The 18092-nt window shown below is 65.7% G+C and carries 18 protein-coding genes; 8 read left to right on the forward strand and 10 right to left on the reverse strand.

The features are described from left to right. Positions 1 to 100 precede the first annotated feature (100 nt). Positions 101 to 925 carry a crotonase/enoyl-CoA hydratase family protein gene (locus RTN46_RS03035; protein ID WP_312178949.1) on the forward strand — a complete coding sequence of 275 codons (825 nt, stop codon included), beginning with the start codon at positions 101 to 103 and terminating at the stop codon, positions 923 to 925. On the opposite strand, the gene RTN46_RS03040 is transcribed toward RTN46_RS03035, so the two are convergent. Continuing rightward, positions 912 to 2207 (reverse strand): HAMP domain-containing sensor histidine kinase, encoded by a 1296-nt coding sequence (locus RTN46_RS03040; protein ID WP_312178950.1) that lies wholly within the window; start codon positions 2205 to 2207, stop codon positions 912 to 914. The two genes, RTN46_RS03035 and RTN46_RS03040, sit on opposite strands and share 14 nt — an antisense overlap. Further along, positions 2188 to 2850, reverse strand: a complete 663-nt coding sequence (locus tag RTN46_RS03045; RefSeq protein ID WP_312178951.1) for a response regulator transcription factor — start codon at positions 2848 to 2850, stop codon at positions 2188 to 2190. The genes RTN46_RS03040 and RTN46_RS03045 overlap by 20 nt, the downstream gene beginning before the upstream one ends. A gap of 220 nt (positions 2851 to 3070) precedes the next feature. Between RTN46_RS03045 and RTN46_RS03050 the strand changes: the two genes are divergently transcribed. The 5 genes from RTN46_RS03050 to RTN46_RS03070 are packed head-to-tail and all read left to right on the forward strand — an operon-like array spanning position 3071 to position 7233. After that, positions 3071 to 3529, forward strand: coding sequence for a hypothetical protein (locus RTN46_RS03050; RefSeq protein WP_066299943.1), 459 nt, complete (start codon positions 3071 to 3073; stop codon positions 3527 to 3529). 2 nt (positions 3530 to 3531) lie between these two features. After that, entirely contained in the window at positions 3532 to 4650 is a 1119-nt protein-coding gene (locus RTN46_RS03055) for a peptidoglycan-binding protein (protein ID WP_312178952.1), read from the forward strand. Continuing rightward, a complete protein-coding gene (locus RTN46_RS03060) occupies positions 4647 to 5336 on the forward strand; it encodes an ABC transporter ATP-binding protein (protein WP_066299939.1) in 690 nt (229 codons plus the stop codon). Before RTN46_RS03055 ends, RTN46_RS03060 begins: the two co-directional genes overlap by 4 nt. Continuing rightward, positions 5333 to 6523, forward strand: a complete 1191-nt coding sequence (locus tag RTN46_RS03065; RefSeq protein ID WP_066299937.1) for an ABC transporter permease — start codon at positions 5333 to 5335, stop codon at positions 6521 to 6523. The genes RTN46_RS03060 and RTN46_RS03065 overlap by 4 nt, the downstream gene beginning before the upstream one ends. 38 nt (positions 6524 to 6561) lie before the next feature. Continuing rightward, the gene (locus tag RTN46_RS03070; RefSeq protein WP_312178953.1) at positions 6562 to 7233 is read left to right on the forward strand and encodes a FadR/GntR family transcriptional regulator; all 672 of its coding nucleotides are present in this window, start codon (positions 6562 to 6564) and stop codon (positions 7231 to 7233) included. A gap of 94 nt (positions 7234 to 7327) precedes the next feature. Here the strand turns inward: RTN46_RS03070 and RTN46_RS03075 are convergent, their stop codons facing one another. The 7 genes from RTN46_RS03075 to RTN46_RS03105 form a co-directional block, all read right to left on the reverse strand. Next, entirely contained in the window at positions 7328 to 8299 is a 972-nt protein-coding gene (locus RTN46_RS03075; RefSeq protein ID WP_312178954.1) for an ABC transporter substrate-binding protein, read from the reverse strand. Between the two features lie 84 nt (positions 8300 to 8383). After that, on the reverse strand, positions 8384 to 9442 hold the full coding sequence (locus RTN46_RS03080) for an ABC transporter permease (protein WP_312178955.1): 1059 nt from the start codon (positions 9440 to 9442) through the stop codon (positions 8384 to 8386). Continuing rightward, a complete protein-coding gene (locus RTN46_RS03085) occupies positions 9439 to 10947 on the reverse strand; it encodes a sugar ABC transporter ATP-binding protein (protein WP_312178956.1) in 1509 nt (502 codons plus the stop codon). Before RTN46_RS03085 ends, RTN46_RS03080 begins: the two co-directional genes overlap by 4 nt. Further along, on the reverse strand, positions 10940 to 11869 hold the full coding sequence (locus RTN46_RS03090; RefSeq protein ID WP_312178957.1) for an amidohydrolase family protein: 930 nt from the start codon (positions 11867 to 11869) through the stop codon (positions 10940 to 10942). Before RTN46_RS03090 ends, RTN46_RS03085 begins: the two co-directional genes overlap by 8 nt. After that, complete coding sequence (locus tag RTN46_RS03095) at positions 11859 to 12821, reverse strand: aldo/keto reductase (protein ID WP_312178958.1); 963 nt, start codon at positions 12819 to 12821, stop codon at positions 11859 to 11861. Before RTN46_RS03095 ends, RTN46_RS03090 begins: the two co-directional genes overlap by 11 nt. Beyond that, on the reverse strand, positions 12818 to 13129 hold the full coding sequence (locus RTN46_RS03100) for an L-rhamnose mutarotase (protein WP_312178959.1): 312 nt from the start codon (positions 13127 to 13129) through the stop codon (positions 12818 to 12820). Before RTN46_RS03100 ends, RTN46_RS03095 begins: the two co-directional genes overlap by 4 nt. A gap of 1 nt (position 13130) precedes the next feature. After that, positions 13131 to 14453, reverse strand: coding sequence for an L-fuconate dehydratase (locus RTN46_RS03105; RefSeq protein WP_312178960.1), 1323 nt, complete (start codon positions 14451 to 14453; stop codon positions 13131 to 13133). A 200-nt stretch (positions 14454 to 14653) separates the two neighbouring features. Between RTN46_RS03105 and RTN46_RS03110 the strand changes: the two genes are divergently transcribed. Continuing rightward, a complete protein-coding gene (locus RTN46_RS03110; RefSeq protein WP_312178961.1) occupies positions 14654 to 15550 on the forward strand; it encodes a fumarylacetoacetate hydrolase family protein in 897 nt (298 codons plus the stop codon). After that, positions 15550 to 16329 (forward strand): SDR family oxidoreductase, encoded by a 780-nt coding sequence (locus RTN46_RS03115; RefSeq protein ID WP_312178962.1) that lies wholly within the window; start codon positions 15550 to 15552, stop codon positions 16327 to 16329. Before RTN46_RS03110 ends, RTN46_RS03115 begins: the two co-directional genes overlap by 1 nt. A gap of 55 nt (positions 16330 to 16384) precedes the next feature. Here the strand turns inward: RTN46_RS03115 and RTN46_RS03120 are convergent. Further along, the coding region (locus RTN46_RS03120; protein ID WP_312178963.1) for a helicase-related protein at positions 16385 to 18092 on the reverse strand (1708 nt) is incomplete at its 5' end.

The raw sequence follows: 18092 nt of genomic DNA on the forward strand, positions 1-18092 counted from the left end.
TGGCGCGCAGGCCCAGCCCGACCGGGGCTACCGGCCAAGGCCGCCGGAGGTTTCCCTCCCACCACCGCCGGATCTACCCGGCCCGTCATCGAAGGATGCCATGAGTATCGATTCCGCCCTGCGTTCCCTTCGTGTTGAGGTCAACGGCCCGGTGGCAGAAGTCCAGCTGATCGGCCCGTCCAAGGGCAATGCCATGGGGCCGGATTTCTGGGCCGAGTTACCCGTTGTTTTCGAAGAACTCGGCGCGGACGAGGCCGTTCGCGCGATCCTGGTCTACGGGGCGGGCAGCAATTTCAGCTATGGCCTCGATCTGCCCGCCATGGCACCGCTCTTTACGCCGCTGCTGGAATCCCGCGGCACCGATGCCCGGCTGCGGAGCAGTTTCCGCCGGCAGATCAAGGATCTGCAGGACGCCGTGAGTTCCGTTGCCCGCTGCGGTAAACCCGTGATCGCCGCAATCGACGGCTGGTGCATCGGCGGCGGGGTGGACGTGATCGCGGCGGCGGACATCCGAATCGCGTCGCCGGCGGCAAAGTTCAGTATCCGGGAGGTCAGGGTCGGGATCGTTGCCGACCTCGGTTCCCTGCAGCGGCTGCCCGGCATTATTGGTTCCGGGGCGACCCGGCACCTGGCCCTGACGGGTGAGGACTTCACTGCGGCACGCGCACTGGAATTGGGCTTGGTTACGGAACTTGCGGACGACGTCGTCGCCCGGGGCCGTGAGATCGCCACCCGGGTCGCGGCGAACCCGCCGCTGGTAGTGCAGGGCGTGAAGCAGGTCCTCGACCAGGGGACCGAGGCCTCCGTGCAGGCCGGGCTGGACTATGTCCAGCTCTGGAACACGGCGTTCCTCCCGAGCCGGGACTTTGCCGAGGCGGCGCAGGCCTTCACTCAGCGGCGCCCGCCGGTCTTTACCGGAGACTGACGCCGGCTGCGGGCTCCCCGACCCATGCGGCGGGCGTGTGGTTCCGTGCGTTTACGGCCTCCACCGGAGGGAACTCAACCCTGGCCACCAGTCCCCCGCCCTTCCGGGCTTCAAGCTCCAACGTCCCGCGATGCCGTTCGGTGATGGCGGCCACGATGGACAGGCCCAGCCCGTGCCCCCTCGCAGCCTGGCCGGCTGTGCGTCCGGCGCCTTTGCGGAACGGCTCCGTGAGTTGGGCGAGCGTGGCCCCGTCCAACTGTGCGCCGCTGTTAACCACCTCGATGATGGCGGTTCCCTTGGCCGAGGTCCGCGTCGCCACGGAGAGGAACCCGTCGTCGTTGTTATGCCGGATCGCGTTCTGGACGAGGTTGCCCACCAGCTGTCGGATCAGCACAGGGTCGCCGGCCATTTCTGCCGTGTCGAGGTTCTGCTGGATCGTCGTTCCCCGCGCTGAAGCTTCCGCGCTGAAACTCTGCAGCGCATCCCGGGCCTTCGCGGCCAGGTCGATCACTTCAGGCTGGGTGGTGGATGATTCGATGCTGGCCAGGTCCAGCAAGGCCGTGACTGTTTCGATGCTGCGTTCATTCATGATCCGCAGCTTGGCCAGAATTTCCGCGTCGGGCCCTTCCTGCCGGGCGATAGCGACGTCGAGCATGGCCCGGGTGGTAGCCAGGGGTGTGCGGAGCTCATGGGAGGCGTTCTGGGCAAAACGGCGTGACGCGGTGAAAGACCGCTCCAATTGGCTGAGCATGTTGTCAAAGCTCATGGCCAGATCGGATATTTCATCGCGCGGACCGACAAGGCCGATCCGATGCCCCAGGTCCCCGGCCGCCGCGCTCCGCACCGCAGTGTTGATGTACTGCAGGGGCTTGAGCATCCGCCCGGCAACGATCCAGCCTGCGGCGACACCCGTCACTGCGAGCAGGAGCAGGACCACGGCAGAGGCAATGAGCAGGACGTTGAGCATCTGTTCGGGCGAGTCGATGTGCAGGGTCGTTGCCGGAGTAGTCACCTGTGCAGGGCTGCTGTCAGCAGCACCCGGTGGAACAGGCATCGCGGGTATGGCTTCGGGGCTTTCCCCGGTCATGGCCGGCGTACTCGCGGACTGCGCGAATTCGTAGGTGGGCACAAAACGCATAAACACGTAGACGAGGGCAAGCATCACGATTCCAGCACCGGTCAGCAGCGCCGAATACGTCAGGGCCAGCCGGGCCCGCACCGTCAGGCGGTACCGGCGCAGAACAGGCTCCGCTGCGGCCGGGTCAGTCTCTGCTGACGGCATAGCCGACTCCCGGAAGGGTGGTGATGATGGCCGGATTGCCGAGCTTGCGGCGGAGGTTGCTGATGGTCACCTTCACGGTATTGGTAAACGGATTGGCGTTCTCGTCCCAGGCCTTCTCCAGGATGGTTTCAGCGCTGACGGGGCCGCCGCCAGCCTTCATGAGCAGTTCCAGGACGGAGAATTCCTTCTTCGTCAGTTGCACGTACCGGCTCTCCAAATACACTTCGCGTCGAAAAGGATCCAGCCGTAGCGCTCCACATTCAAGCGCAGGCGGGTGGGAGGTGAACTTCCGCCGGTTCAGCGCCCGCAGGCGGGCGATCAGCTCGGGGAATTCAAAAGGTTTGGCCAGGTAATCGTCGGCTCCCAGCCCAAGCCCGCCCACCTTGTCGTTGAGGCTGCCCGAGGCGGTGAGCATCAAGATGGCCGGACTGGCCGGGTCGTCGGCCAGCTGGCGGCAGACGTCGTCGCCGTGGACACCGGGGATGTCCCGGTCCAGCAGGACGACGTCGTAGTCATTGTCTTCAACAGCCAGCAGCGCGTTGGTGCCGTCCCCGGCGATGTCCGCTGCGATGGCGTCCATTTCCAGCCGGGATCGGATGGCTTCGGCCAGGAACTCCTCGTCCTCGACAATCAGTACCCTCATGTGCCCCTCTCCTTGCGCATACCCGTTCGGCCCTACCTTAAGTCAATCAGATGGAGGGTTACGGAAAGGTAAGGCCAGCGCTTTACCTTCCCGTAACCCCTGCGCTGGTGAAGTGGTAGTTGCCCGGACAACCGCCCGGGGAACCCCGAAAAAGGACAGTAGATTGCAAGCCAACGCCACCTTCAGGAAAGCCAACCTTAGCCTCCGGAAATCAGCAGCCTTGATAGCGGCCTCCGCTTTGCTCCTCACTGTTTCTGCCTGTTCCCCCGCCCAGCCCGAAGACGGGCAGCTAAAGACCGATTCCTATGAGATGTCCATGGCGGATTGGCGGCAGGACATGGACGACTGCTTCCTGGACGCCGGTTTTGACATCAGTGGCGGCGAGGGCGGCCCGGAGGGTGGAAGCGGAAGCGTCGACACGACCCAGTTCGACATGGAGGCCTTCGACCGGGTGGCACAGGCATGCAGCAAGGAGGTCGGGGAACCTCCAGTGGATGAAAGCCAGCCCACAGATGATGAGATCTTTGAATCCCAGCTCATTTTCGCTAAGTGCATGCGTGATGCCGGCTTCGACTTCCCCGACCCGGTCAAGGGCGGAATGACCTCGGCTCTCGGGCCCGAAACCGATCCCGACGTTGTGGACAAGTGCTCAGAGCAGTCCATGGAGCAGGTCAACTAGCGATGGCGAATGAGGACCAGCTCCACACCGATGTCCGCAGCGCAAAGCGGACCACGCGCCGCCCGTCCCGCCGCGCACTGGTCGTGTCGGCTGTGGGCATCGCCGCCGTGGCCGCCGTCGTGACAGCGGTAGCCATCCTGCCCACATCCCCCAGCAACGCCGACAATGACGCCGCCGGAGAAAACCAGCTCAACCTCGAAACCCAGACCGTTGCCCGGGGGGATCTTACGGAACAGCTGAGGCTCCAGGGCACGCTGGGCTACTCCAAGCCGCGCGCCGTGGGGACCGTTCTGGAAGGCACGCTCACCGGGTTGCCCGACGCCGGCACCGTGGTCACGGCCGGTGAGGAACTCTTCCGCGTCAACGAGAGTCCAGTGATCCTGATGTCGGGCGAAATTCCGGCCTGGCGGGGCTTCGAGCCGGGCATGGTCCCCGGCGGCGATGTGCTCCAGCTTGAAGAAAACCTTTCCGCCCTGGGGTTCTTCGGGTTTGCGCCGGATGAGAACTTTGATGCAAATACCGGATATGCCATCCGATACTGGCAGAAAACCGCAGGCCTGGAAGTAACGGGCAAGGTCGAGCTGGGCAGGATCTTCTTCTCTCCCACAGACCTGCGGGTCCAGGACCTCAAGGCACAGGTTGGGGATGCGGCCGGTACGGAGATCGTCTCCGTCACCGACACCAACAAGGTTGTGCAGGTCAACGTTGAAACTTCCCAGCAGTCCCTGGCCGCACCGGGCACGAAAGTGACCGTCGTGCTCCCGGGCGGCTCGGAAACCGCCGGAACGGTCACCCGGCTTGATGCTCCCACGGAGGTGGAGGGAGCCACGGGTACCAGCCTCAAGGTTCCTGTGGTCCTGTCCTTGGATGACCCCGCCGCCGGCGAAAACCTGGACAATGTTGCAGTGACTACGGTGTTCAGCCGGGTCCTGGGCACAGACTCGCTGCTGCTTCCAGTTGTGGCCTTGCTGGCACAGCCCGGGGGCGGCTTCGCCGTCGAACGCCTCAGCGGTTCGACGACGGAACGTGTGGAGGTGGAACTCGGAACCTTCGCCGATGGCCAGGTCATAGTCACGGGCGGCGGGCTGGCTGAGGGCGACAAAGTGGTGGTTGCCAAATGAACTCCGCCATTGTTGAGCTCAGCGGGGTGAGGCGGGAGTACGGGTCCCCGCCAACGGTCGCACTGGACGGAGTGGACCTGCGCATCGTCGAAGGCGAGATGCTGGCCATCGTCGGCCCCAGCGGCTCGGGCAAGTCAACCATGCTGAATATTATTGGCTCCCTTGACCGCGCTTCGGCGGGTAGTACACGGATCGCCGGCAATGACATTGCGCAGCTCAGCGATACCGAGCTGTCCGCGCTGCGTGCCTACACCATTGGCTTTATTTTCCAGCAGTTCCACCTCTCGGACGGTGTGGCAACCATCGATAACGTAGCCGCAGGCCTGTTGTATACCGGCGTTCCCGCCCGGGAACGCCGGCGCCGGGCGGTCATTGCCCTGGAGAAGGTCGGCCTGGGCCACAGGCTCCGGCACCATCCCCGCCAGCTCTCCGGCGGTGAGCGTCAACGGGTCGCCATCGCCCGCGCGGTGGTGGGTGAACCGGCGCTGCTCCTCGCCGATGAGCCCACCGGCAGCCTCGACACCAAGTCCGGCCAGGGAGTTATGGAGATTCTGCAGGAGCTGAACGCCGGCGGCACAACCGTTGTGGTCATTACCCACGATCAGGAACTCGCAGACGGCCTGCCGCGTCAGGTGCGCCTCCGTGACGGGCAGATCATCTCAGATACGGCAAAGGTTTTTTCATGAGTTCCATCAAGCGTTCCCGGCTGCGCCCCGGCGATCTCCTGGCCCTGGGGTTTCACGGATCCCGTGCCCGGCCGGGTCGTGCCATCCTGTCCGCCCTTGGCATTGCCATCGGCATTGCCGCAATGATCTCGGTTATTGGAATCTCCACTTCCAGCCAGGCGCTGGTGAAGGAGAAGCTCTCCGAGCTGGGCACTAACCTGCTCACCGTCACCGCCGGGGACGACTTGTTCGGGAAGGAAGCCCAGCTCCCTCCGGAGTCTGTGGCCCAAGTGCGCCGTATCCCCGGGGTGCTGCACGCGAGCTCCACCAGTGTGCTTGAAAACGTCCACATTTACCGAAACTCAGAAATCTCTCCCTCCCGCACCGGCGGCCTAAGCGTGGCTGCCACCGATCTGGATCTCCTGGCGGCCACGGGGGCTGAGCTCCTGCACGGAAACTGGCTCAACGAAGCCACCGCCCAGTACCCCGTAGTCGTACTCGGCCGCGGCACGGCTGAACGCCTGGGCATTCAAAGCCCGGGTTCCAGCGTCTGGCTCGGCAACCAGCACTTCACTGTGGCCGGCATCCTCGACAGCTCCCCGCTGGCCCCGGAACTGGACGCGTCGGCGCTGATCGGTGAGCCCATCGCAGCACAGCTGTTTGGCCATGGCGGCAACCCCACCACCCTCTACGAACGCTCAGAAGAGGCCCTGGTCGCGGATGTGCGCAGCATGCTGCCGCCAACCATCAACCCTGAGTCGCCTAGCGAGGTGAAAGTCAGCCGACCATCTGATGCTCTCGCCGCGAAGAACACTGTGGACCAGGCGTTCACCGGACTGCTGGTCGGGGTGGGCTCCATCGCTCTTCTGGTCGGAGGAATCGGAGTGGCCAACACTATGGTCATTTCAGTGCTGGAGCGGCAGCGTGAAATAGGGCTTCGGCGTTCCCTGGGTGCCACGCGCCGGCACATCCGTCTGCAATTCCTCTTCGAGGCCATGCTGCTGTCCGTCTATGGCGGACTCGCCGGCACCTTCCTGGGGTGGGTGATCACCGCCATCGCCGCGTACAGCAATGGCTGGGCCATGGCTATCCCGCCCGAAGTGCTTGCCGCCGGCGTTGTGGTCACAGTGGCCGTGGGCGCGGTTGCCGGCGTCCTGCCTGCCATGCGGGCGGCGCGCACCTCGCCCACCGCCGCGCTCAGCAGCTAGGCAACGCCTGCGAAACATCCGACCATTAGGATGGGTCTATGGCTGTTACGGATGAAGCGATCACCAAAATCAAGGACATGCTCATCAGCGGTGAGCTGAAGGCGGGTGACCGGCTTCCTCCGGAGAAGGACCTCAGTGAGCGCCTTGGCCTCTCCCGCAGTTCCATGCGGGAGGCGGTCAAGGCGCTGGAACTGATCCGGGTCCTGGACGTCCGCCGCGGCGACGGCACGTACGTGACCAGTCTCGAGCCGCAGCTGCTGACGGAGGCCATGTCCTTCGTTGTGGACCTGCATCAGGACACCTCGATTCTTGAGCTTTTCGAGGTCCGCCGGATCCTCGAGCCCGGTTCGGCAGCACTGGCGGCCCAACGGATCAGCCCGGCTCAGCAGGCGGAGCTGGAAGCCACCCTGACGGTCGTGCATGAAGACACCTCCGTGGAGGACCTGGTGGCCCACGACCTCGCGTTTCACAGCCTCATCTCCAAGGCATCGGGGAACGCCTATCTGGAGAGCCTGCTGGAGGGACTGTCCAGCAGAACAGTCCGGGCCCGGGTCTGGCGCGGCCTGACCCAGGACAAGGCTGTCTCCGCCACCCTGTCCGAGCATGCGGCGATTGCCGCTGCCCTGGCCCGGGGGGACGCGGACCTTGCCCGGGCTCTGATGACGGTGCACGTCAGCGGCGTGGAGAGCTGGCTGCGCCAGGCACTCTGACCGGCTGGCCCGCGTAGCGGCTGGCCCGTCGTGGCTGCACAAACGTGCCCCGCCTGCAGTTTGCAGACGGGGCACGGGAGCCTCAAGATCCTGCTTACTCGTAGAGGTTGGGCTTGATCTCGTCCGAATCGATGTTCTTCGCGTCGTACCAGTAGAAGCCGGTGTCGATGACCTTTTCGACGCTTTCACCCTTGGAAGCGGCCACAGCGGCCTTGACCGTCTCATAGCCGATTCCCACCGGGTTCTGCGTGACGGCCCCGGCCATGGTGCCATCCTTGATCGCGTCGATCTGGGCCTTGCCGGAGTCGAACCCGACGATGGTCAGCTTCCCCTTGAGGTTCAGTTCCTTGACGGCGTTGACGACGCCGATGGCCGATCCTTCATTGGTTCCGTACATTCCGGCCAGGTCGGGGTTGGCAGCGATGATCGCCTTGGCAGCGTCTGTGGACTTCAGCTGGTCGCCGTCGCCGTACTGGACATCAACCACTTCAATGTCCGGGGCGTTCTCTTTGATCCACTCCAGGAACCCGTCCCGGCGGTCCGTGCCGGACTTCGAGGTCTGGTCATGGGCGATCACGGCGATCTTTCCCTTGCCGCCGATCAGGCCCGCCAGCTGCTCGGCGGCCTCGGCAGCGGCAGCCTTGTTGTCGGTGGTGGCGGTAGCCACCGGGATGTCGCTGTCCACACCGGAGTCGAACGCGACTACGGGGATGTCCTTGGACTGGGCCTCTTCCAGCAGAGGGGTGGCTGCCTGGCTGTCCAGGGCTGCGAAGCCGATGGCGGAGGGATTCTTGCCCAGCGCGGTGGTCAGCATCTGGATCTGCTGGTCGACGTTCGTTTCCTTGTCCGGTCCCTCGAAGGTGATTTCGACGCCGAACTCCTCCGCGGCCTGGTCCGCACCCTGCTTGACGGCCTGCCAGAACTGGTGCTGAAAGCCCTTGGAAACAATGGCGATGTACGGGGTGCCGCCGTCGGTTTCGGCGCTGCTTTCAGTGCTTTCACACGCCGTCATGCTGAGCATCAGTGCTGCCACGGCTGTGACTGCCGCGAGCTTTTTCCGGATCATTTCCCAAACTCCTTTGTTTAAAGAACAGTTGAATTGTTTTGACTGGCTGCTGAAGGGGCGGGGCGGGCTCCCCGGGGCATCGGATTACGTGGTGTTCTCCTTCCGGCGCAGCATGTCCAAATAGACGGCAATCAGGATGACGACGCCGATAGCGACGTTCTGCCATTCCTGCGGAACCGAGATCACCCGCAGGCCGTTGGTCATCACCGACATGATCAGCGCGCCGATGACGGTGCCGATGATCGAGCCTTTGCCTCCGACCAGGGACGTTCCGCCGATGACGACCGCGGCGATGGCCTGGAGTTCGTAGCCCATCCCCTGCCCGGGCTGGGCCGAGTTCAGCCGGGCCGCGATGATCACGCCGGCGAGGCCGGTGAAGGATCCGGCGAGCGTGTAGATGAGCAGCTTCCACTTGCGCACGTTGATGCCCGAGAGGGCGGTGGCTTCCTCATTGCTGCCGATGGAGAACGTGTACCGGCCGATCAGGGTGCGGCTGAGCAGGATTCCGGCGACGACGGCGGCGGCGAAGAAGATGAACACCGCGTTCGGCACCACCAGCCCGGGAATCGGTTTGCCCAGCGCCAGGGCACTGAACCCGGGGGTGTCGTTGAAGTAGATCGGCTTGGTTCCGGAGATCACCAGGGCCAGTCCCTGGGCCACCATCATCATGGCCAGCGTGGCGATGAACGGCGGAATTTTCAGGTAGGAGACGAAGAACCCGTTGACGGCTCCCATCAGGGCGCCTGCCAGGATCCCGCCGAGCACGCCGAAGATCAGCGGCATCCCCAGGTTGGTCAGCACCACACCGGTCATCACCGAGCACAGGCTCATGCCCGTACCCACGGAAAGATCGATACCCCCGGTGACGATGACAAAGGTGGCACCAAGTGCCAGGAGCCCAATCACCACGGTGGAGAGCAGGATGTCCGAGAGGTTGGTGGGCTGCAGGAACCGGGGGTTCAGGATGCCGAAGAGGATAACCAGGACGATCAGGGAGCCGAACGCCATCAGCTGCTGCAGGGACGTCTGGAACCGGACGCGCAGGCCCGGGCTGGTGACGGCCAGGGCGCTGCGGAATCGTCCGGGGCCTCCCGGCTGCGAGCTGCCCGCAGGAGCCTCTGGGGCTTTATTTACCGTGCTCATGCTGCTGGGGCTCCTTTGCCTTGTGTGGCCAGTTCCATGATGTTTTCCTGCGTTGCCGCGGAGTTTTCGAGGACACCGGTGATCCGGCCTTCGCTCATGACCGCTATCCGGTGGGACATCCGCAGGACCTCGGGCAGTTCAGAGGAGATCATGATGATCGATTTCCCTTCTGCGGCGAGCTCGTTCAGCAGGGCGTAGATTTCGTCCTTCGCGCCGACGTCGATCCCCCGGGTCGGTTCGTCGAAAATGAGGATGTCGCAGTCGCGGAAGAGCCACTTGGCGATCACCACCTTCTGCTGGTTTCCGCCGGAGAGGTTCTTGGCGCTCTGCCGGATTCCCGGGGTTTTGATCCGCAGCTGCTGCACGGACGCCGTGGCCTGCTCCCGGATGGCCTTCGGCCGCACGAACCCGGCCGTGCTGAGTTTGGGCAGCGACGTCACCACGATGTTCTCGGCGACGCTGCGTTCGAGCATCAGGCCCAGATGCTTGCGGTCCTCGGAAAGGTAACCGATGCCCAGCGCCGCGGCGGCCGCCGGCGTCGGAATCTTCACCGCGCGCCCGCGCAGGTGAATGGTTCCGGCGGTGATCCGGTCGGCGCCGACGACGGCCCGCGCAACTTCGGTGCGTCCGGCTCCCATCAGCCCGGCGAACCCCAGGATTTCGCCGGGGTGCAGGTCGAAGCTGACGTCCTCCAGCAGGGTCTTGGTACTGAGCCCGCGGACGCTGAGCAGCGGCTCTCCGCTGACCCTGGTTTCCGCGGGACGCTGGTCGGTCTTCACTTGGCGTCCCACCATCAGGGAGATAACTTCCCTCATGCTGGTGGCGGCGGTATCCACAGTGTCCACGTATTCGCCGTCGCGGATAACCGTGATCCGCCCGGAAATCGCTTTAAGCTCGTCCATCCGGTGGGAGATGTAGATGACGCCGGTTTCCGCGGTCGTGAACTGGCGGATGAGTCCGTGCAGGGCTGCCACCTCTGCATCGTTCAGGGCCGCCGTCGGCTCGTCCATGATCAGGACGCGGACCGAGTCCCAGGAGAGGGCTTTGGCAATCTCCACCATTTGCTGGCGGGCGACGGTCAGCCCTCCGACCGGCTGCCTCGGGTCAAGCTCAATGCCGATCCGGTCGAAGAGGTCCTGCGCCTTCCGGTTCAGGGCACGCTCGTTCAGGAAGGGACCGGTGCGCGGCTCCCGTCCGATGAAAATGTTCTGGGACACGGTTAGGTCCGGCATCAGGTGAAATTCCTGATGGATGATGCTGATGCCCAGCTGCTGCGCATGACGGGGGCTGGTCACGGTGATCTGCTCACCATTCAGCATGAAACTCCCGGTATCCGGCGTCTCGATGCCGGAGAGCAGCTTCATGAGCGTGGACTTCCCCGCGCCGTTCTCCCCCACCAGGGCCAGGACCTCGTTGTGCCGCAGGGTCAGGTGCATGCCGTCCAGCGCCTGGACGCCCGGAAAGGCTTTGCTGACTCCCTGCACTTCCAGAAGGTACTCACTCATGGGTGCCCGCTTTCATCTCGTCAGCTGCTTCCCGCGCTGCGTTCGCCGGCGGAAGCCGGTAAATCCTTGTTGCGTTTCCGCCCATCACCCCGGCCCGCTCCGCGGGAGGGAGGTCGGCGGCCAGCTCCTCGATCACGGCCTGCGTTTCCCCGTACTGGTCCGGACCACTGACCGGCCAATCCCCGCCATAGAGCAGCCGGTCCGGGCCAAAAGCGTCCAGGGCAATCTCCCAGGTCCGCGCCAGTGCTTCGGCGGTGTAGGCGGCACCTTGGGTCCGCAGTCCGGAAACCTTGGCGGCGACGTTGGGGAGTTCCGCGGCTTGCCTCAGCTGGTCCTCCCAGCGGATTTGCGCCTTTGCTCCCGCGGCCCGCGGCGGTTTACCCAGATGGTCGACGACGATTCTCAGCCCGGGCAGTGCGGCGGCCAGGTCCCGGACCTGTTCCAGGTGGTTGGGAAAAGCATCCGGGATATCGAAGGCGAGCCCGGCGTCGGCGACGAGGGAGAGCGAGGTACGCACGGCGGGCAGCAGCAGGAAACCGGAACGCGGATCGTCGTGGATCAGGTGCCGCACGCCAACGAAGGCAGGGTGTGCGGTCCAGGCATCAAGCTGTGCGGCCGCGGCGGCAGGTGTATCCAGCTGAACCCAGCCGACCACTCCCCGCACGAACGTATGCCGGGCCGCGGCGTCGAGCAGATATCCGGTGTCGGTAACGCTGTCCTCGGCCTGCACTAGGACAGCGCCATCGATCCCGGCAGCTTCGAGCACACCTTCGGCTTCCTCCGGCAGGAAGCTGCGGCGGAGGGCATGATCGGCGCCATCCAGCCAGCCGTAGCCGCCGGCAGAGAGATCCCACGTATGCAGGTGCGCGTCGATGCGCGCGGCGGTCTCGGCCGGTTCCAGGCTGTGGGTCTCAGGACTCATACGGGATCAGCCCCTCCGCAGTGAGCGCTGCCCACAACTCCTCGGGAACCGGTGCCTGCATCCGGGCGGCATTCTGCGCTGCCTGGGCGGCGCTGGAGGCCCCGGCCACCACGGCGGTCACGGCAGGGTGCCGCAGGCTGAACTGCAGCGCCGCCGTGGGAAGGTCAGTGCCGAAGCGTTCGCAGACCGCGGCGATCCGCGCTGCCTTGGCCCGCAGGTCCGCGGATGCGGGTGCGTAGTTGTAGTGCGCCTCGGGCAGGACCCTTGGCCGGGCCAGAATGCCGGAGTTGTACACTCCCACGTTCACCACCTGCACGCCTTTCTCCAGGCACCGGGGCAGCAGCGCCCGGGCGGCGGGCTGGTCCAGGAGCGTGTAGCGGCCGGCCAGCATGATGTAGTCCAGGTCCGCGGCCTCGACGCAGGCCAGCAGGGTTTCGGCCGAATTAGCGCCGACGCCGATGGCGTCAACGGTGCCCTCGGCACGCAGCTTCTCCAGCACCGGCAGTCCCTGTTCGATCCCAGAGGCCAGATCGTAGGCATCGGGGTCGTGCAGGTAGAGGATGTTGGCCCGGTCCAGGGCCAGCCGGGAAAGGGATTCTTCCAAGGACCGGCGGATGCCTGCTTCGCTGGGATCCCACTGACGGATCAGCCGGGCCGGAACCGCGAACCCTTCGTCGTCGGACTCCCCCTCGACGAACCGGGGGTTTTCAACCAGCAGCCGACCCACTTTGGTGGAGACCACGAAGTCCTCCCGCGGACGGCCGGCCAGAAACCGGCCCAGACGCTCTTCGGAGAGACCCAGCCCGTAATGCGGCGCTGAATCGAAGTACCGGCTGCCGCCGTCCCAGGCGGCCTGCAGCGTTCCGGCTGCCTCGGCATCGGACATTTCCCGGTACAGGTTGCCGATCCCGGCGCCCCCTAACCCAAGCGGACCCAATCCGGCGCCGGTCATGGCAGTTCCCAGACCTTGGTAATGCCGCGGTCGGTGCCGGAGTAATCGTCCTGGACTTCCAGCAGTTCGGCCATCTGCGCCTGCCAAGGGAGGTTGGCCGGATGGGAGGCGAGGAAACGGCGCATGGCTGCGTAATCGTCAGCTTCCACCACGTGGAAGAGATCACGCCCACTGCGCCAGATTCGCCAGCTGGAAACACCAGCCTCGCGCATGGCGGCGTCCAGGTTCTCCGGAATCCGGGCGTGCACGGCGTCGTAGTCCGCTTCCCGTCCCGGTTTCAGCCGGGTGTGCAGTGCGATGCGTTCCATATCAGTGCGCCATTTCCTGTTCGATTCCGGCGGCCCAGGCCGGTCCGTCCGGAAAAGCGTACGTTTGCAGCGTCGCCGCGAGCATCTGGGACCCGCCGCCCGGTGCGAGCGGCGGCCAGTACCGGCCTTCGCGGACCTCGACGGGCGTAACAAAATGCTCATGTAGGTGGTCAACGTACTCGATGACCCGGTCTTCTTTTTCCCCGGAGACCGCAACAAAGTCGAACATGGACAGGTGCTGGACGGCTTCGCAGAGGCCCACCCCGCCGGCGTGCGGGCAGACCGGCACCCCGAATTTCGCCGCCAGGAGCAGGATGGCGATGTTCTCGTTAACTCCGGCCACCCGGGCGGCGTCAATCTGCAGGACCTGCAGCGACCCTGCCTGCAGCATCTGTTTGAAGACCACCCGGTTGGCCACGTGTTCACCGGTGGCCACCTTCACGGGTGCGATGGCCCGGGCAATGGCCGCGTGGCCTAGAACATCGTCCGGGCTGGTGGGTTCCTCTACCCAGGCAAGGTCAAAGGGTGCCAGCTGCCGGATCCATTCAACGGCGGTGTCCACGTCCCAGCGCTGGTTCGCATCCACTGCAATCCGCACGTTTGGGCCTACGGTTTCCCGGGCTGTCCGAAGCCGGCGGATGTCGTCGCCGAGGTCGGCGCCGACTTTGAGTTTGATCTGCGCGAAGCCGTCCAGTACCGCTTCCCTTGCCAGCCGGACCAGCCGTTCGTCCGAGTAGCCGAGCCAGCCCGGGGTGGTGGTGTAGCCGGGGTACCCCTCGGCGAGCAGCACGGCTTCCCTCTCCGCCCGCCCCGGGGCAGCGCCGTGCAGAATCTCCAGTGCCTCCGCAGGGGTCAGGGCATCGCTGAGGTAGCGGAAGTCCACCAGGGCCACGATTTCCTCGGGGCTCATCCGGGCCAGGAGTTGCCAGAGGGGAAGTCCCGCCCGTTTCGCTTTGAGGTCCCACAGGGCATTAACAACCGCGCCGATGGCCATGTGCATCACGCCTTTTTCCGGTCCGAGCCAGCGCAGCTGCGAATCGTGCACCATCATCTTCCAGGTGCCGCCCATATCCGCGAGCAGGTCCTCGCAGTTCTTCCCCAGCAGATGCCCGGCCAGGGACTGGATCGCAACGGCCTCCACCTCATTGCCACGGCCGATGGTGAACACGAAGCCGTGGCCCTCCAGTCCGTCCGCGCTGTCCGTGCGGATTACCAGGTACGCGGCGGAGTAGTCGGGATCGGGGTTCATCGCGTCGGATCCGTCCAGCTCCGTGGAAGTCGGAAAGCGGACGTCGCTGGTCTCGACGGCGGTAATGGTGCTCACGTTCGGCTCTCCCGTGTTTGGTGATGGCTGGTTGACGCTTCACCGACAGTAAACATCGGATGTCTATGTTGTCAATCATTGATTTTCCCGTAGACTCTGGACCCAGAACCCCAGATAGCTCGGATGTTCGGACGTGGTGAGCCCAGGGAATACGGCACCTAGAACGGGCTCCGCAGCGGCGACGAGGCAAGGACACAGCAATGAAGTTTGTACGGTTAGGTCCCGCTGGCAGCGAGCGGCCAGCTGTCCTGGCGGCTGACGCCGCAGGCATCGAACGGGCGTATGCCCTGGACCCGCTGACCCCGGATATCGACGGCGCGTTCCTGGCCTCGGGCGGAGTGCCGGCCACCCGCAGGGCGCTGGCCGCCGGCACGCTGCCGGAACTCTCCGGCACGGACGCGCTGCGGATCGGCGCGCCAATTGCCCGGCCCGGGTCCATCATCTGCATCGGCATGAACTACGCTGCCCACGCCGCGGAGTCCGGCGCCGAACCCCCGCGCATTCCGGTGGTATTTCTCAAGCCCGCCAATACCATCGCCGGCCCCTATGATCCCGCTCCCATCCCGCCGGGCGCCGTGACATACGACTGGGAGGTGGAGCTGGGCATCGTGATCGGCCGACAGGCCGTGTACCTCGATTCTCCCGACGACGCGGCCGGGGTGATCGCCGGGTATGTGGTGGCAAATGACCTCTCTGAGCGCACCTACCAGCTGCCGGGCGAGGCCGGACAGTGGACCAAGGGAAAGTCGCTGCCGGCTTCCACCCCGGTAGGCCCGTGGTTCGTGCCGGCCGACGAGCTGGAGCCGGGAGCACTGGGGATTCGCAGCCGGGTCAACGGCGAGGTGCGGCAGGACTCCAAAACAGCGGACATGCTCTTCGGCCCGGCTGTACTGATCCACCACCTGAGCCAATACATGCTGCTTGAACCGGGCGACCTCATCCTGACCGGGACACCGGAAGGCGTGGCCTTATCCGGACGCTTCCCGTACCTGGCGGCAGGTGACATTGCAGAGTTGGAAATCGACGGGCTGGGAACCCAGCGGCAGAAGTTTTACGACGCCGCCCCGGGTGCCGCCCCACAGACAGGAGAAGCGTAATGAGCGGGGAAATGACTGGCCTGGCGGCAATCGTCACGGGCGGAGCCTCCGGGCTCGGGGCGGCCATCGCCGACCGGTTGGCCGGGCTCGGCGCCCGGGTGGCAGTGCTTGACCTCAACCCCCCTGCCCCGGGCAGCAGCCCGCATCTGGGCCTGGCCTGCGATGTCCGCGATGACGCGTCGGTACGTGCCGCCGTCGCACGGGCTGCCGAGGCCTTCGGCGGCCTGGACGTGGTGATCAACAACGCCGGGATCGGCGCTCAGGGCACCGTCGAGGCCAACGGTGACGAGGAATGGAACCGGGTCTGGGACGTGAACGTCTTGGGCATCGTCCGGGTTTCGCGGGCTGCCCTGCCCTGGCTGCGGCGTTCCTCTGCCGCGGCGATCGTTAATACATCCTCGATCGCGGCGACGGCAGGCCTGCCGGAGCGGGCCCTGTACAGCGCCACCAAGGGTGCGGTGCTTTCCCTGTCGCTGGCGATGGCGGCCGACCATCTGCGCGAAGGCATCCGGGTCAACGCGGTTAATCCCGGCACGGCGGACACCCCTTGGGTCGGCCGGCTCCTGGACTCGGCGGAGGATCCGGCTGCCGAGCGGGCAGCGTTGAACGCCCGCCAGCCTCACGGCCGGCTGGTCTCCGCGGATGAGGTGGCCGGCGCCGTCGCGTATCTCGCCAGCCCGCTTTCCGGCTCCACGGCCGGAACGTCACTGGCGGTCGACGGCGGTATGCAGGGGCTGCGGCTGCGGCCCCTGCCCGCATCGAATCCAGCGCGCGTCTGACTCAGACGCGGATCAGCGCCAGCAGGATTCTCCGCTGTTTAGGCCTTTCCGCTGCCTACGCCTTCAGCGCCAGCACAAAGGGCAGCACCGACTCGGCGCCGGCCAGCCGCAGCGTACGTCCGGCTTCGGTCAGGGTCCAGCGGCTGTCCGCGAAATCGTCGACCAGCAGCACCGGTCCGGGATTGGCGGCAAACCAGTCCGCTCCCCCGGCCGGCACCGCAAACTGCTCCCACACCGAAGCCAGCCGGAACGCACTGTTACCGCCGGGACCGCCGGAGGGCCCGCCGTGCGGGAGTTCCAAGGCACCGAGGTAGGGAATCCGCCCCAGTTCAGAGAGCCCCTGGGCCAGGGACCCGACCAGCTGAGGCCGGGACCGGCTCGGCACGCTGACAATCGCCACCGGGCGTTCCTGCCAGCCCCACTGGGCAAGGACCTGGACGCAGCCCTGCAGCAGCGGCTGGTCCGCCGGTACATCCTCGGCCCCGGCCGCAAAGATTTCGCGCAGCCGTCCGCCCCAGCCGAGGTCTGTCAGGCGGGCCAGTGCCCTTCCCGTGGAGATGGCGGCTTCGGGCTTGATCTTGCCTTTCACCGGCACTCCCAGGCGGTCCATCCCGGTGGGGTACATGCCGCGCGGATCGATATCCACGCCCACCCGGCTGAGCTCCTTGCCGGCGCTGTCCGAGGCCTCGGCGGCGACGTCGTCCGGGTACCAGCGTCCGGCGCAGTTATCGCATCGTCCGCAGGGCGCTGCCGCCGGGTCGTCAAGCTGCTTGGACAGGAATTCCATCCGGCAGCCGCTGGTGTTCTCGTAATCCAGCATGGCCTGCTGTTCCTTGACCCGGGCGGCGGCGATCCGCTCGTAGCGTTCCCGGTCATAGGTCCACGGCCGTCCGGTGCCGCGCCAGCCGCCGGTGACCCGTTCCACCGCTCCGTCCACCGCGAGGACCTTCAGCAGCAGTTCCAGCGGAGAGCGTTTGAGGTTCACCAGGGTTTCCAGCGCACCGGTGGAGAGCACGGAGCCGTCGGCCAGTTCCCGCAGCACGGCGTTGGCCGGGCCTTCCGCCGGCATCGAGGAGGTCGCGAAGTATTCCCAGATATCCCGGTCCTCGGAGCCGGGCAGCAGCAGGACGTCGGCGTTGGGGGTGCCGCGGCCGGCACGGCCTACCTGCTGGTAGTACGCCACGGGCGAGGACGGCGCCCCGAGATGCACCACGAATCCCAGGTCGGGCTTATCGAACCCCATGCCAAGTGCGCTGGTGGCCACCAGCGCCTTAACCTCGTTGTTCTTCAGCGCCGCTTCGGCCTGCTCGCGGTCCGCCGGATCGGTGCGGCCGGTGTAGGCGAGCACCCGGTGCCCGGCCTTCTGCAGCAGGCGGGCTGTGTCCTCGGCCGCGGAGACGGTCAGGGTGTAGATGATGCCGCTGCCCGGCAGCTCCTCCAGATGGGTCAGCAGCCAGGCCAGCCGGCTGCGCGGGTTGGGCAGCCGGAGCACACCCAGCCGCAGCGAATCCCGGGCCAGCGCCCCACGGATGGTAAAGACATCTTCGCCGCCGGCCGCCAGTTGCTCCTCGACATCCTTCACCACGCGGGAGTTGGCCGTGGCGGTGGTGGCCAGGACCGGGACGCTGGCGGGCAGCTGCTCGATCAGGTGCCGGATCCGCCGGTAGTCGGGCCGGAAGTCGTGTCCCCAGTCGGAAATGCAGTGGGCTTCGTCAATCACCAGCAAACCGGAGCGGCGGATGAGTTCGGGGAGATGATTCTCA

This window comes from Arthrobacter sp. (genome assembly GCF_031988865.1).
GTDB lineage: Bacteria > Actinomycetota > Actinomycetes > Actinomycetales > Micrococcaceae > Arthrobacter_B.